Source organism: Marinobacter sp., from assembly GCF_041686475.1.
In the GTDB taxonomy this organism is placed as follows: Bacteria; Pseudomonadota; Gammaproteobacteria; order Pseudomonadales; family Oleiphilaceae; genus Marinobacter.
In genome coordinates this window covers 1-14,617 of the sequence record NZ_JAWLDU010000027.1, presented here as the reverse complement: position 1 = coordinate 14,617, position 14,617 = coordinate 1, and the positions used below count along the sequence as shown (strand labels likewise).

Here is a 14,617-nt window from a genome sequence, read left to right as displayed (position 1 = left end):
GCCGGGAGATTAGCGGGTACGGCAGTCAAGCGCCAGCTTGCCTCTGACGTGCCCGCCCTCGAGCAATCGGTGAGCCTCTGCCACCTGATCCAGCGTAAAGGTCTCGTCGATATGGACCCGCACATCGCCGTCCTCAATCAGTTCGGCAATCTCTTCAAGATGGAAGACGTCGGGGCGGACAGTCATACCATGGGCCCTTAGCCCCAGGGCTTCCGCTGCGGTGATGATTTCGTCCGCCGTGACCGTGGGAATGGTCACCAGTACTCCATGCTCACTGAGGGTGTGCAGGGAGCGCTTGCCAGCCTCGCCACCTACCAGGTCCAGAACCACATCCAGGCCGTAGCATTCGTCCACCACGTCGGTGGTGTGGTAATCAATCACTTCATGGACACCGAAGGCGGCGAGAAAATCACGATTGCCGGCAGAGGCCGTGGCGATCACATGGGCGCCCCGCTCCAGCGCAAACTGAACGGCAAAATGGCCTACGCCACCGGCGCCGGCATGAATCAGTACTTTCTGGCCCGCCTCCAGTTCCGCCACTTCAAACAGCGCCTGCCAGGCAGTCAGAGCGGCCAGCGGCAAGGCGCCGGCGGTGACCAGGTCCAGCTCTTCCGGGACAATTGCCAGTTCATCGGCACGGGCAACAACGTACTCCGAATAGCCACCACCACTGGCGGGAAAGCCCACCATTCCCATGACTCGGTCACCCGGCACCAGTGTGGTTACGTCGCTACCAACGGCAATTACTTCACCGGCGGCGTCGAAACCCGGGGTCCATGGCAGCTGATCCCCGATCTGCTTCGCGACGAAACCCAGGCCCTTGCGGGTTTTCCAGTCAATGGGATTCAGCCCGGCGCCGGACACCCTGAATAGCACTTCATCCGCACCCGGCTCCGGGATTGTCGCGGATTCGACCCGGAGTACGTCGGCATCGCCAAAGCGGTCATAGACTACGTGGCGCATGGCATTGCCTGCTTTGGACTCGGCGGTATTTTCCATGATGTTCTCCAGACAGCTTCAGGGACAGGACAGAATCATTTGTTCAGACTAGCAGAAACTTCAGCCCGTGGTATCAAAGCCACGGCCACCCGGCACCATCGCATTGCCGAGGATTTCAGCAAATTCAGGCGGCATGCGCGAAGGCCGCTGGCTCTTCATGCTGACACAGGCATGGGTGGATAACGCCCGCACCAGCGTTTTACCGTCGGATTTGCGCACCAGCTGGAACTGGCGTGCTGAGCGGAGGCGGCCGTCAAACCCGGTCAGCCAGGTGGCCAGCACCAGCCGGTCGCCGGCGTTGGCGGCAGCCAGATAATCAATTTCGGTACGGGTAATCGCCATGGCCTTGCCGGTTTTTTCATGCAGCGCCCAGGTCATCCCCAGGCTGTCGATATGCTCCCAGCTGATTTCCTCCAGCCAGCGCACATACACCACATTGTTGGCGTGGCCCAGCCTGTCGGTATCCTCATCGCGCACGTCAATCGACATGGTGAACGGCTCGGGGAGGTCCCAGCTCATCGCATTTCCGTCAGTCATCGCTATTGTCTCCCAGGCCAGGAATGGCCGATAACGCTAACCGGCCGATACGGTCGTTGTGAAGTGAACCAAAGTAGAGGTAACCATCGTGGGGGTTGACCGAGGTAATTTCCTGCAAATGGGTACCGCGGGTGTCATGAAGGCTGGTAAGCACCCTTGCCTGCTCGTCCAGCGCTACCACCAGCCCGTACTCCTGGGGTGCCGGCAGAAAATAGTCCGGCAACTTTGCCAGCAGGTCCTTGAGCCAGGGCTGACGATGCATGGCATCAACCTGGGGATTCCTCAGGGTCGGAAAGGCTACCCAGTAACGCCCCTCATCGTCCACTGCCAGGTTGTCGGGAAACCCGGGCAGATTGTCGGCAAACACCTCTGCCTGGCCGGGATTGCGGCCGCCTATCCAGTACTTGAGGATGCGATACTTCCAGGTTTCGTTGACCAGCACGTACTCGCCACCGGGAGACACTGCCACACCATTGGCAAAGTGCAGGTTGCCCAGCAGTACCTCGGTTTTGCGGGTCTCTGGATCGTAACGCAGCAGGCGCGCGTGAGGTCGCATTTCCAGGAGGTCCAGCAGGTAATCGGGCTGACGAAAGCGGGAGCTGGCGTCGGTAAAATAGATCCGTCCGTCCGGGGCAATATCAACGTCATCGGTAAAGCGGAAGGGCAGGCCCTCTGCCTCCCGGGTCAGCAGGGTGACAGACTTGTCAGGGGCAATGGACAACAGGCCTTTCCAGGAATCGGCAACAATAAGATTACCATGACGGTCAAAGACCATGCCCAGAGGGCGCCCGCCGGTCTCCAGCCACTTCTCGACACGGCCATCCGGCCAGACCCGGACAATCCATCCGTCCTGGGTACCGGTGTAGAGCACGCCTTCATCATCCACGGTGATATCTTCCGGCCCGTACACCTCCCCCCTGGCCAGCAGGTCTGCCAGGCGCAGGCGCTCATTCGGGGCCAGCTTGCCTGTCAGGGGCTGGGGCGAAGGAGCTTTCCAGGACTGGCTGTTTATTGGCGACGGCGACAACAGAAAACTGCCCAACATCAGAAAACCGATCAGCAAAGCTCCCAGAAGCCACTTCATAGATGATGCCTGTTCCTGTCAGATACAATTTCGTCACCTTATCAGACACCCGCCCCGGGCTGAACTGGGAGTGCTATCAGCTGTGCCCGCTGGCTCCCGTGGATTAATCCGTCAGGAAGCGGCGACAAAGCGCAGCGAAGCTGTCGGGCTTTTCGGCATGCAGCCAGTGCCCCGTACCATTGATGATCCGCAAGTCGGCATCAGGAAACAGCCGACGGATGTCGTCGCGATGTTTCTCCTGGATATAGGCGGAGTCCGCGCCCTTGATGAATAACACCGGGCCTTCGAAGGGGCCGTCACCTTCCGGCGCTTCAGCAAGCTTCGGATAACACTGTTCGATCACCGGCAGATTCAGCCGCCAGCGATAAAGCCCGGGATGATCGCTCCGGTCATCATCATCGGCTACCCGCACCAGGTTTTTCAGCAGGAATTGCCTGACACCGGGCTCTTCAACATACTCTGCCAGCGCTCTGTCTGCATCCTGGCGCGAACGGATCAAGCCCAGGTCCATGGCTTTAAGTCCTTCCAGTACAACATCATGACGCGGGTGATAGGTCACCGGTGCGATGTCGGCAACAATGATCCGCTCAACACGTTGCGGTGCCCGGAGTGCCACCTGCATTGCGGTCTTGCCACCCATGGAGTGGCCCAGGATGCTTGCCTTTTCCAGGCCACGAGCATCCATGTACGCCAGCACATCGTCTGCCATGGCGGGGTAGTCCATGGTATCGGTATGGGGCGAGCTGCCATGGTTTCGCTGGTCCAGCGCATGGACCTGCCACTGGTCCTGCAACCGGCGACTGATACCACCCAGGTTTTCCAGCGAGCCGAACAGACCATGCAGCAAAATCAGCGGCGAGCCTTCGCCGGTAACGCGGTAATTGAGTTCAACACTCATTGACAAGGACTCCTGTTACACCGGTAAACCGACTACATTACCATCGGTGGAAACAGGCACAAGGGGAAAGGGGTCCTGGAGTGGGGAGGACAGAACCCGGAAACAAAAAAGCCGGGGTTTCCCCCGGCATCAGGTCATTCACTTGATAATCTTTCGATCAGCAGTAATACATGCTGTTCAGGTATTCAGCCAGAGCGGCAATGTTCGAACGCTCAAGCTCGTTATGGGGCACAAAAATTTCCAGTTCCATGAAAACACCTCCTGATTCAATCTGTCCGGGTGATAATCCTCAGTAACTTAATGCTATCGTTGTTACCGTGATAACCCATTGACAGGGTGTCCCACAGGCTTGACATTTTGTATCAGCTTCAATGAATTCCTGTTAATCATCAGACAAAGGTTACCGTGAACGCTCCCCAGGCAGAAGCCACCACATCGCCACTGGTTGCAGCCTCAAGCACTCTCGCACTGGTCCACTATCTGGACCTGCAGGGGGTGCTGGATCTGCCTTCAGTAGAGAAGATAACCGGGTTCCGCCGCGATGAACTGACTGATCCGGATCTACGCATCCCCGCTGAAAATCACTACCGTCTCTGGGAACACGCCGAGCAGATCACCGGCGACCCCGCTATCGGACTCCACGCCGGACAGGTGATCGACCCTGACCGAATGGGGCTGGTTGGCCATGTTTTCTTCAACTGCGACACCCTGGGCGAGGCAGTCACGCAGTATGTCCGCCTGCACAGGCTGATCAACGAATCAGTCGCTCTGAGTTTCGAACAGTCCGCCTGCCAGGCCATCCTTACCTGGCAGGCGGATTCGCCCGGACATTATTGTCGCCAGGATATGGACCGCACACTGGCCGCTGCCCTGTGCCGAACCCGGCACTTCATTCATTCTTCCATCGTTGCCGAGTGGGCCGAGATTGCCCATCCCGAACCCTCCTATGCAGGGGAATACCAGCGCCTGCTGGGCGGGCGTGTCTACTTCGGTTCTGGCACCACCCGCCTTGCCTTCAACAGCCGGCACCTGGGACACCCGATCCTCCATCGCAATCCCTATGTGTATTCAGCCGTACTCAAACAGGTCAATTCGCTGCTGGCCCGTCTTCAGGGCCGGCGTACTTTCGGCCGCAAGATCCGGCGACTGATTTCCCGCCAGATGGCCACCGAACGCATCGATGCCGACACCCTGGCAAAACAGTGTCATATGAGTCGCCAGACCCTGTATCGACGCCTGAAGAAAGAAGGCCTGGGCTTCCACGAACTGGTAGAAGAGGTTCGCAAGGACAAGGCCCTGCGCTACGTTGCAGCCGATCATTATGCCCTGGGCGAAATCGCTTTCCTGCTGGGCTTCTCGGAACTCAGCGCTTTCAGCCGGGCCTTTAAACGCTGGACCGGGATGGCACCGGCCCAGTACCGGGCACGCCACCAGCCCAATGAGTCCGGGGCATCGACAGGATGAGTGTGGCGGACATTTCCTGGCTGGCTGTCAGCATCGGGCTGCTGTACCTGACCGCAGCCATCTGTATTTACCGGATACTGATGACCTATCGAACAGCCCAGGGTGCACTTGCCTGGGTACTGGCGCTGATCGGCCTGCCCTACATTGCCGTTCCCATGTTTCTGCTGTTCGGGCGTAACCGCTTCGGAGGCTATATCAGGGCGCGGCGAACCGGAGATGCGGCACTGACCGATCTGGTGACCCGCTTCGAACAGCAGACCACCGCTATCACCCCGCGTGACCATGACCACTTCCATGATGAACTCCAGGTGCTCTGCAAACTGGGCCGACAGCCCTTCACCAAAGGCAACCAGTGTGATTTGCTCAAGGACGGAGAGGCCACATTCGAAGCCCTGTTTGATGCCATGGAAAACGCCCGGCGCTATATACTGCTGGAGTTCTATATTGTCCGTTCCGACAAGATCGGCCAGCGCATAAAGTCGATTCTGAAGCGCAAACTCGCCCAGGGCGTGGAAGTCTGGTTTCTCTATGACGATATCGGCAGCGTCTGGTTACCCCGCAAATACCTCAGGGAACTGGCCGCGGCCGGCGCCAACGTGGCTTCCTTCGGGGATGGCAATCTGCGCCGCATGCGGCTGCAGGTTAATTTCCGCAACCACCGCAAACTGCTGGTCTGCGATGGCGAAGTCGGATTTGTCGGGGGCATTAACCTTGGCGATGAGTACCTGGGTACCGCCATGGACGAAGAGCCCTGGCGCGACAGCCACTGCCGCATTACCGGGCCGGCAGTAACCGGCCTGCAACTGGCCTGGCTGGAAGACTGGAACTGGGCCAGCGAGGAATTTCCCACGCTCAACTGGACGCCCACCCTGCCTGCACGCGGTGATCAGGAGGTGCTGATTCTGCCAACCGGGCCGGCAGACACCTACGAAACCTGCACACTGTTTTTCCTCAACTGCATCAACAATGCCCGTAAACGGATCTGGATTGCCTCGCCCTATTTCGTGCCCGACTTCCAGATCATGAATGCCCTGCAACTGGCGGCACTCCGGGGTGTGGACGTGCGCATCATCATTCCGGAGAAGTCCGACAGCCGGCTGATCGGGCTTGCTGCCTATTCCTACCTGGTTCAGGCCTGCCGGGCAGACATCGGTATCTATCGGTACCAGCCCGGCTTCATGCACCAGAAAATGGTGCTGGTGGATCACCGCTATGCAGCCGTGGGCACGGCCAATCTGGACAATCGATCCATGCGTCTGAACTTCGAGATCACTGCCATCAGCACCGCCGGTGATTTTGTTGACGGCGTCGGGGCAATGCTGGAGCGGGATCTGGCCAGTTGCCGCCTGATGACGGAGCGGGATTACCGGGACCGCTCAATTCCGTTCCGCCTGGCCTGCCGAACCACCCGATTGATGGCACCGCTACTCTGACAAAGGCCACAGCAGCGCCGCCGCTTTCAGGGTGAGCATTTTCCGGACAGTCAGCATGTGAGAGTATTTACTGGTCAGTCAAACAGGCGGGTAAACGAGAACCCCAGGCTCAGGTAGGCGCTCCAGTCGTCCTCGTTGTTGTAGGCGGTGGCAATCTGAAGCGGCCCCAGAAACGACTCCACCCCGGCAAACACGCTGGCAGAATGCAGCAGATTGTTCCAGCGCGCATCCCCCAGCGACGACCAGGCGTTACCGGATTCGAATCCCACCCCGGCAAACCAGGGGACAAAGGGTCCACCAAACTCCTGTCTGGCGAAGACACTGGCAAGGGCCGCGTCCTCACCGGCCACCTCACCCTGACTGTAGGCCGACAAGCGACGAAAACCACCCAGCAATACCGAATTCTCGATACCCGCAACACCGCGGGTCACGGTATTTGCGAACAGAAGACCAGTGATGCTCGTCTTGTTCCAGCTTGCCGTGCCCAGGGCCATGACCCGTATCGAATCAAAGTTGCGGTCAGACCCGAGGCCCGGGCGCTCAATGCGGCCCCGGATACCCGCATAGCTGCCGGATTCGGGAAGAAAGGTGTCATCCAGGGAATCATGGACCAGCCGCAGGCTGAGGCTGCCACTCTGGTTGGAGCCGGAGGGTGCCACCGGTTGTCCCACCTGCTCGTCAACAGTGGCATACCCGCGCTCATATTCAAGACGGATTTCACCATTGACCCCCAGCTCGGTTCCTATGGCCAGATCCACCTGACGACTGGTAATATCCACCTCGGTAATGCGCTCACCTTCGCCGTCAAACGCACTCAGGCTCTGCCGGGAATATTCTCCGCCCACCGTCAGGAAGCGCTTGAACCCGTAATCCAGGGGTTGGAACCACTCGGTCCTGCCCCACGGCTCGGTGCCCAGCTGGAGCCCGGTGATCCACTCGCCGCCGAGAGCGTTAAGGCCCGTCATGCGCAAAGATGTCGCCAGGTTAAAGCGGGTTTCGTTCTCGAAGTTGTCTTCGTAGTTCAGACCGAACGAGAGGTAGTTTGGCCCCCAGCTCTTTTCACGTGCCCGGATAACAAGCTCGGTGCCACCAGATTCCGATGGCGCCAGGGAGTATGAAACGGTTTCGTAATAGCCCAGGCCGTAGATGCGCTTGAGGTCCTCCTCAAGCGCATCGACATCCAGCGGTTCGCCGCTTTTCTGGCGTATCCGCTCGCGCAGGAAATCGCCCGACAGGCGGGACTTATCGTCAACACGGATGCGGGTGATCATGCCGGGACTGGATGACTGTCCCTGCACACGGCTCCGGAAAAGGTTCCACTGGTCGCCGCTCACGCTCAGGTGACGCAGCTCGCCGGCATGCTTGCGGGCACCGCTGGCTCCGAGTTCGAACAGTGCGGGCGCCTTATAGAAATCTGCCGAGGAAAGGCCTTCCAGATCCGGCCGTATCAGTATGTCCTGTTCAGTCAGAAGCTCCAGCTGCAGTTCGGTATTCTGTCGTGTCATCATGGTTGTGAGCTGACCGACCACGGAAAACGCCTCGCGAATTTCTTCCCGCTCCAGCAGCGGGTCGGTAATGTCTACCGCGATAATGATCTCGGCGCCCAGATCCCTGGCAACACTGACCGGAAGGTTGTTGGCCACGCCGCCGTCCACCAGCAACCTTCCATCCAGCGTGACCGGGGCGTAGACACCGGGAATGCTCATGCTGGCACGGATTGCCTCGGACAGATTGCCTTTGCCGATCACCACCTGCTCCCCGGTTTCCAGGTCCGTGGCAACCGCACGGAAAGGAATCGCCAGCTTGTCAAAGTCTTCAACCAGTGAGGCGCTGCGGGTAAGTTCATTGAGAATGAATCCAAGGTTCTGGCCGGCGATAATACCTCCGCCCAGATGAAGCCCATCGGCACGGACGCCAAGCCCCGGTGCCACCGGAAAGCGCCAGTCCTGACGTTTTCGCCTGACGGGCTTGTAGGTACGGCCGGGGTCATCGCGGAAACTCGACACCCAGTCCATAGCGATGAAACGATCTTCGATTTCGTGAACGGTCATACCCAATGCATAGAGCGCACCGACGGCAGAGCCGGCGCTGGTACCCACGACGATGTCCACCGGAATGTTCATTTCTTCCAGCACGCGCAGCACGCCGACATGGGCCATACCCTTGGCACCACCGCCACTGAGCACCAGTCCCACCTTCGGCCTCCCTGCATCTGCCACCACTGGCATGCCCGCCAGCACAGCAATCATCAGAACCAGTACTCTCAATGCCGACATGGTCCAGCCTGTGTTTTATCGGTCGTCCGAGCGGTCTTCATCGGCCAGCGACAGGTGGGATACATCCGGCACGACCGTTGGCGGGAGGTCCCGCTTGACGCCCAGTTCGGTGCCTGGAGGCGCCAACGTCCAGTCTTCCAGATGCTGGAACATGGGAGCCGGGGCCTCCCTGTGTTGTTCAAGGGTTACACCGACCGGGTCCAGAGTCAGTGCCGATCCGGACAGGATGGTGTCAACTTTTTCTCCCGCCACCGGCAAGCGATCGCCCGGTTCAACGGCAACGGACGACGACGGTTTGCCGGAAGCAGACTCCTGCCCGGGCGCAGGCTGCTCTGGTTCAGTTTGCTTAGCGGCCTGCGCAGGTTGCGCCTGTGCCCGGGATTCTGCGTCGGGCATCGGGCGCGGGGGCTGAGGCGTCGCAGCGCCTTCCATTGGCTGCACGTACGACACCATACCGTGTTTTTTCAAAACCGCCCGGTATTTCTCAGCCTGTACTTCTTCCAGCTTGTTGCGGATGACCACTGGCTGACCACTGAACATACGGTCAACCTGTTCCACGGTAGCCTTGAACAGATTTTTTGCATTGCTGCGGGCTGTTGCCGGGTCTGTACCCGGCGTGCACTCCCCTTTGAAAACGAGCTGGAACATGATCCTGCCTCTACCTGCATCTGTTTATAGTCATATTAGTTGATCCCGGCCGACTCCGGAAACTTGCCGACCACCCGCCTGGTTGTTACCGAAACTGCAAACAATTGAAAAATGTGTGCATAAATCACGCAAAAAAGAAAATACTCTGCGATAATGATCAGTAACCAAACGTTACATATGTTTACGAACCTTTGCGGACTCGCATCACAGGAGTGGCTCCATGACCATAAGAAGCATCACCGGCGCACTCACCCTTGTGCTGGCATTGGCTTCCCAGCCCGTGGCAGCCGGTAATCTGGATGTTCTGCTGAGCGGTATATTCCCGGACCAGCAGGCCACCTACATTGGTTACGAGAGTGTCGAGCGGGAGGACATACCCGCATCATCCCATATCGAGCGCAAATACCTGGTTGTGGATTTCCGCTTCCAGTCTGACCCGGCCACAGAGCAGCTGCAGGCCAGCGTCCATAAAGTCTGCATGGCACTGCTGAAGGACCGGGAGCTGATTCAGTCCCTGTCAGATTCCGGATACGACATGGTGGCCGTCGCGTTTGATCGCAAATCCCAGTACGACTGCCTCTGACCTACTGGTCCCGGCCCAGTAGCCGCGGGAACGCTTCCAGGGCACTGTTCACCGAATCCAGGTTGAAGGCCTCGACATCCGCCAGCAGCTTCTCGCCATAGCGGGTGACGGACGAAGACCGGAATCGTTTGCCCCAGTCCAGCAGCCGCATCGCAAAATCCTTCATATGTTCCGGGTCGCCGCTTTCCCGCACGGTTTCCCATTCGTTGCCGAAGTCCCTGGCTAACTGCTCCCGCAGCCAGCCACGCTCGTGCATGCTGAGGGTCTGGGCCAGCAGCCGTTCTGATTCTTCCGGCGCACCCTCTTCCTCGGCCTGCTCCTCTGTCACTTCAACGCGAGGCAGGCTGACGGTAAAGGTCGAACCGGCCCCGGGCTCACTTTCAACCTTGAGTTCTCCGCCCATCATTCGCACCAGTTTGCGGCTGATGGCAAGGCCCAGTCCCGTGCCCCCGTATCGCCGGCTGTTCTGACCTTCCTGTTGCTCAAAGGCCTCGAAAATCTGTTCCTGTTGATCCGGGGGAATACCGATGCCAGTGTCCACGACCGTCACTACCAGCCGATACCATCTGCGTTTCTCGGCAGCCTCTTCCCCTTCAGGCTCCTCGTTTGCAGGTTTGCGGGGTGTGGCCGTAGCCCGCACCGTCACCCCGCCTTCGTGGGTAAACTTGATGGCATTACCCACAAGATTGAACAGCACCTGGCGCAGGCGGGTTTCATCCAGCATCATGGCCGCGGGCATCCTGGAATCAACACTGACCTCCAGTGATATGCCCTGCTCGGTGGCCCGCAAATCAAATATGTGCCGCACATCACTGAGCAGGCGTCGCACCGAAACCGCGGAATACTCGAGCCTCATCTTGCCGGCCTCGAGGCGGGAAAGATCGAGAATATCATTGATCAGCATCAGCAGGCTGCGGCTTCCCGCACGGATTGCGTCCAGGTAATTGCGTTGTTGCGGGTCGGTCACGGTGTTGCTGAGCAGATCACTGTAGCCAATCACCGCGTTCATCGGGGTGCGGATTTCGTGGGACATATTGGCCAGGAATTCGCTTTTGGTCAGGCTGGCTGCCTCGGCTTCACGGGCGAGTCGTTCCGCTTCCAGTTTTGCCGCCCGCAACTCATCTTCACTTCGGCGCAGGGCATTTTCCGAGCGGATTCTCTCATCCACCTCTCGCGACAGCTTTCGGTTCCAGTACAGGAAGATCAGCACCACCACAACGGCGATGAGTACGATCCGACGCACCACGGTGTAGTCTGTCTCCTGCTCGATATCCAGGTGAATCCAGCGGTTGTAGATAGATTCCGTTTCCGTAGCATCCAGGCTGCTCAGGGCCTTGTTCAGGATGCGCTGCAGCTCTGGCCGCGCCTTGCTGACGGCGAATCGCAATTCATACTGGTAAGGCGTAATACTGGTAATCCTGAGATTTGACAGGCCCAGCCGCGCCACCGTGTAGCTCACCGCCGGAATATGGGTCACCATCACATCAAGATCACCGTTGGAGAGCGCCAGCAACCCCTCTTCAATGGACGACACCGGGTAGAGATCAAGATCGGGATGATTGATCAGCAGGTAATCGTGACCGGCCTGTCGGTTCACCACCCCCACACGTTCATTCCTCAATTCCCGCAGCTCACCGATAAAGCGGCCATCATCGCGAATAGCCAGTGCGATAGGAACCGTCAGGTAGGCCCGGCTGAACAGGAACTCATCCTCGACCCTGGGGGTACGGGACAGTGCCGGCAGGATATCGATATCCCCGGAGCGCAGTGCGCCTTCGGCACCGGCACCATCAGACATGACTTCACGGCTGAAGCGAATGTTGAGCTGTTCTTCCAGCCTGCTGACCAGGTCAGGCACAAGGCCCGTGGGCTGCCCGTCCTGGGTGAACTCGAACGGCGGCCAGTCTGGCCGGAATGCCATTTCAAGATCGGAGTTGCGCTTGAGAAATTCGCTTTCACTGGCGGACAGGGAAATGGCGGACGCGTCCTGTTCCGGCAACTCGGTTTGCAGCCAGGACTGGCGTATGGTCCGGTGTTCGTTATGGTCAATCGCCAGCACAGCCTGATTGAGAACCCGGTACGTCTGATCCTGCCCCGCGCTCACTTCAAGCACCACATCCACCGACTGCCGGTTCAGCAGCGTGGCCATGCCAACACCGTTAACCATGGCCGACTGCAGGTAATCAGAAACCACCGGCACCGGCCCCAGGAAAGCATCAGCCTGGCCGGAAAGCAGTATACTGACCGCTTCACTGATACTGGCGACAGGCACCGGATCGAAGCTGTCGACCGGATCCAGCAGGGCAAACTGATTGGGATCGTTGGTGACCAGGGCGATACGCCCGCCTTCCAGATCCGATAACTTGCGGATGCCGGCATCACCGGAATTGACAAAAATGCCGTAGGTCAGACTCATCAGTGGCGACGATACGGCAACGTCCGAAGGCGCCGGCTGACGGGCCAGGCGGGTAGTCAGCCGGGCATCCAGCGTGCCATCACCGAGCCATTCGTCCAGCTGCTCCTCGCTGGCCGCCACCGCTTCAACCGGTACGTCCAGCTTGTCTGATATCCGGTTGAGGTAATCGACAAAGATCCCTGCCAGTTCGCCGTCGCCGGTGTCGAAGGCCAGCGGCACCTGGGCGCCACGAATACCGATACGAAAGCTTTCCCGGTCCTGTAGCCATTGCAGGTCATCGCTACCCAGCACGGGGGCTGGCGAGGGCTGGGGAGGCTCTGCAGCAGACATGCCGGATACCACCAGGCAACTGGCTAACAACAGAAAATAAAAAGCGGCCCTCACTGGACACCCTCGCCGGTTTGGCTACAGTTCAGGGAACCATACCCGCAAATTCTTTTAATTACATTCAGCGGGTTACCCGATTTACCGTGAACAGACAAGCGATTTTCGACAAACGGGAGAAACAGTACGATGGACACCAGCAAGCACACTTTCAGCGCCCTGTTCGAACAGCTGGGCATGCCCTCTGACAAGCAGAGCATTGAAGATTTCATTGCCAAGCACTCACCTCTTTCATCAGATATTGCCCTGCAGGATGCGCCCTTCTGGTCCGAAAGCCAGTCCCACTTCCTGGAAGAGGGCCTGGAAGAAGACTCCGACTGGGCGGAAATCATTGACGAGCTGGACGCCCTGATGCGGCACTGAATCAGCCTTCAGCGGGGCCGGACCCGCTGATGATCACCTGGTCTCGCCCCGAATCCTTGGCCAGATACAAGGCCTTGTCCGCGCGATCGAAAACCTCGTCTTCATCGTCACCCTCAGTAAGCTCGGCAAGCCCGGCTGAGAATGTCACGGAGACAGGCTCGCCCCGGAAATGGAAAGGCAGCGCCGCGATGTGTTTGCGCATGTCATCAAGAACAGAACGGGCAGCACCCGATGGGGTTTCCGGCATCAGCACAACAAATTCCTCGCCACCAAAACGGGCTATGAAATCTGTTGTTCTCAGTCGGTCACTCAGGGCCTTGGCCACCAGCTGAAGTACCCGGTCACCGGCCTTATGGCCGTAGGAATCGTTCACCCGCTTGAAATAATCTATGTCCAGCACACCAACAGTCAGCGGTTGGCGATAGCGCTGCCAGCGCTGATACTCGAACGCCATGCGCTCCTGCCAGGCTTCCCGGTTGGGTAGCTGGGTCAGCACATCCCTCAGGGCTTTCTGGCGTTCTTCTGCAAGCTCCTCCTGCACCTGTTCCGAGTGAGCTTCCACCGCTGCCAGTTTCTCGTGCATCAGCTCAAGCTGTTGTGACAGGTTCTTCTCACGTTCCGATTCCTGGGTACGAAAGCGCTCCACGGCACCACTGATGGATTCAAGGTGATGCCCCACCGACGCCTTCAGCTGGCAAAAATCCGCACTGGATTCCACCCGCTCACCGAAATTCTGCAGCTCATCACGAATTTCACGGTCCAGTGCCTCGGATGCGTTCAGGCGACCGGCCTGTGCGGCGCTCTGGTCGGAGAAACACTGTCGCAGCGTTTCCAGCCGTTCATCCAGGCGCCGGAGAAAGGCTTCAAACTCTCGCTGGCTGCGTGTAACGGCGGCGATCACCAGCTCCGCGACGCCGCTGAGCCCCTCGCGCAATTCGTCCCAGTCATCGCTGTTCAGAAGCGACTCCTGGAGCCGCCTCGCCCTGGCCTCGAAGGCCGGCTCCAGGGAGACCTGGCCCAGCATGTGCCCGAGCAGCTCGCCGACGCGCCGGGCAATTTTCAGGCTTTGGGCGGACTCTTCTGCGTCCCCCTGGTCCAGCTCCGATGCCTCAGGAGCGGCGTGGACGGGCCCATCGCCGGCCTCCGGGATCGGGGCCATGGTTTCCCGGTGGCCAAACAGCTTGCCAAACACACCGGGGCTGCCCGTCTGCTCTGATGTTCCGGCAAGACCGCTTTCCAGCACACCTGCAAGATCCGTCAGCCAGTCGGTAAAGTACAGCTGCAGTGTTTCCGGTTTGCGAAGGCGTTTTTCGAGGCTCCGGAGACGATCCTTGCTGCCGGCAAACAAGGCGTGGGAGCGAAGCCCGGACAACAGTTTTTCAAAGGTCGCCCGGTTCCGGCGGGCGGATTCCGCTTTCTGATCATCAAGCGCGGACACCTGGCGATCAATTCTGTCCTGCAGTTTGTGCCAGCTCTCGGAATCGGGGGATTCCTTGCGCAATTCACTGCGCAGGCGGGCCAACAAACGGTCC

Annotated in this window: 12 protein-coding genes; 4 read left to right on the top strand and 8 right to left on the bottom strand. The window is 59.0% G+C overall.

From position 1 onward, the window contains the following. Window positions 1-9: 9 nt before the first annotated feature. The 4 genes from ACESMB_RS08265 to ACESMB_RS08250 form a co-directional block, all read right to left on the bottom strand. On the bottom strand, window positions 10-999 hold the full coding sequence (locus ACESMB_RS08265; protein WP_372971304.1) for an NADP-dependent oxidoreductase: 990 nt from the start codon (window positions 997-999) through the stop codon (window positions 10-12). A 60-nt stretch (window positions 1,000-1,059) separates the two neighbouring features. Beyond that, window positions 1,060-1,536 carry an acyl-CoA thioesterase gene (locus ACESMB_RS08260; RefSeq protein ID WP_372925902.1) on the bottom strand — a complete coding sequence of 159 codons (477 nt, stop codon included), beginning with the start codon at window positions 1,534-1,536 and terminating at the stop codon, window positions 1,060-1,062. Beyond that, window positions 1,529-2,620, bottom strand: a complete 1,092-nt coding sequence (locus ACESMB_RS08255; protein ID WP_372971303.1) for an SMP-30/gluconolactonase/LRE family protein — start codon at window positions 2,618-2,620, stop codon at window positions 1,529-1,531. Before ACESMB_RS08255 ends, ACESMB_RS08260 begins: the two co-directional genes overlap by 8 nt. Before the next feature lie 103 nt (window positions 2,621-2,723). Then, window positions 2,724-3,518: an alpha/beta fold hydrolase gene (locus tag ACESMB_RS08250; protein WP_372925904.1), complete on the bottom strand. Its 795-nt coding sequence runs from the start codon at window positions 3,516-3,518 to the stop codon at window positions 2,724-2,726. A 405-nt stretch (window positions 3,519-3,923) separates the two neighbouring features. Between ACESMB_RS08250 and ACESMB_RS08245 the strand changes: the two genes are divergently transcribed. Together ACESMB_RS08245 and cls are read left to right on the top strand one after the other, a co-directional pair. After that, complete coding sequence (locus ACESMB_RS08245; protein WP_372971302.1) at window positions 3,924-4,982, top strand: AraC family transcriptional regulator; 1,059 nt, start codon at window positions 3,924-3,926, stop codon at window positions 4,980-4,982. Further along, the gene (gene cls / locus ACESMB_RS08240) at window positions 4,979-6,415 is read left to right on the top strand and encodes a cardiolipin synthase (RefSeq protein ID WP_372971301.1); all 1,437 of its coding nucleotides are present in this window, start codon (window positions 4,979-4,981) and stop codon (window positions 6,413-6,415) included. Before ACESMB_RS08245 ends, cls begins: the two co-directional genes overlap by 4 nt. A 74-nt stretch (window positions 6,416-6,489) precedes the next feature. Here cls and ACESMB_RS08235 read toward each other — a convergent pair whose 3' ends face one another. After that, the gene (locus tag ACESMB_RS08235; protein ID WP_372971300.1) at window positions 6,490-8,691 is read right to left on the bottom strand and encodes a patatin-like phospholipase family protein; all 2,202 of its coding nucleotides are present in this window, start codon (window positions 8,689-8,691) and stop codon (window positions 6,490-6,492) included. Window positions 8,692-8,706: 15 nt separating this feature from the next. Then, window positions 8,707-9,339 carry a hypothetical protein gene (locus tag ACESMB_RS08230; RefSeq protein ID WP_372971299.1) on the bottom strand — a complete coding sequence of 211 codons (633 nt, stop codon included), beginning with the start codon at window positions 9,337-9,339 and terminating at the stop codon, window positions 8,707-8,709. A gap of 220 nt (window positions 9,340-9,559) precedes the next feature. Here ACESMB_RS08230 and ACESMB_RS08225 point away from each other — a divergent pair, with 220 nt between their 5' ends. After that, on the top strand, window positions 9,560-9,922 hold the full coding sequence (locus tag ACESMB_RS08225; protein ID WP_372925909.1) for a hypothetical protein: 363 nt from the start codon (window positions 9,560-9,562) through the stop codon (window positions 9,920-9,922). A 1-nt stretch (window position 9,923) separates the two neighbouring features. On the opposite strand, the gene ACESMB_RS08220 is transcribed toward ACESMB_RS08225, so the two are convergent. Continuing rightward, complete coding sequence (locus ACESMB_RS08220; protein WP_372971298.1) at window positions 9,924-12,668, bottom strand: ATP-binding protein; 2,745 nt, start codon at window positions 12,666-12,668, stop codon at window positions 9,924-9,926. Between the two features lie 183 nt (window positions 12,669-12,851). Here ACESMB_RS08220 and ACESMB_RS08215 point away from each other — a divergent pair, with 183 nt between their 5' ends. After that, complete coding sequence (locus tag ACESMB_RS08215) at window positions 12,852-13,085, top strand: DUF2789 domain-containing protein (protein ID WP_372925910.1); 234 nt, start codon at window positions 12,852-12,854, stop codon at window positions 13,083-13,085. Window position 13,086: 1 nt separating this feature from the next. On the opposite strand, the gene ACESMB_RS08210 is transcribed toward ACESMB_RS08215, so the two are convergent. Beyond that, on the bottom strand, window positions 13,087-14,617 hold a 1,531-nt coding region (locus ACESMB_RS08210), incomplete at its 5' end, for a GGDEF domain-containing protein (RefSeq protein ID WP_372971297.1).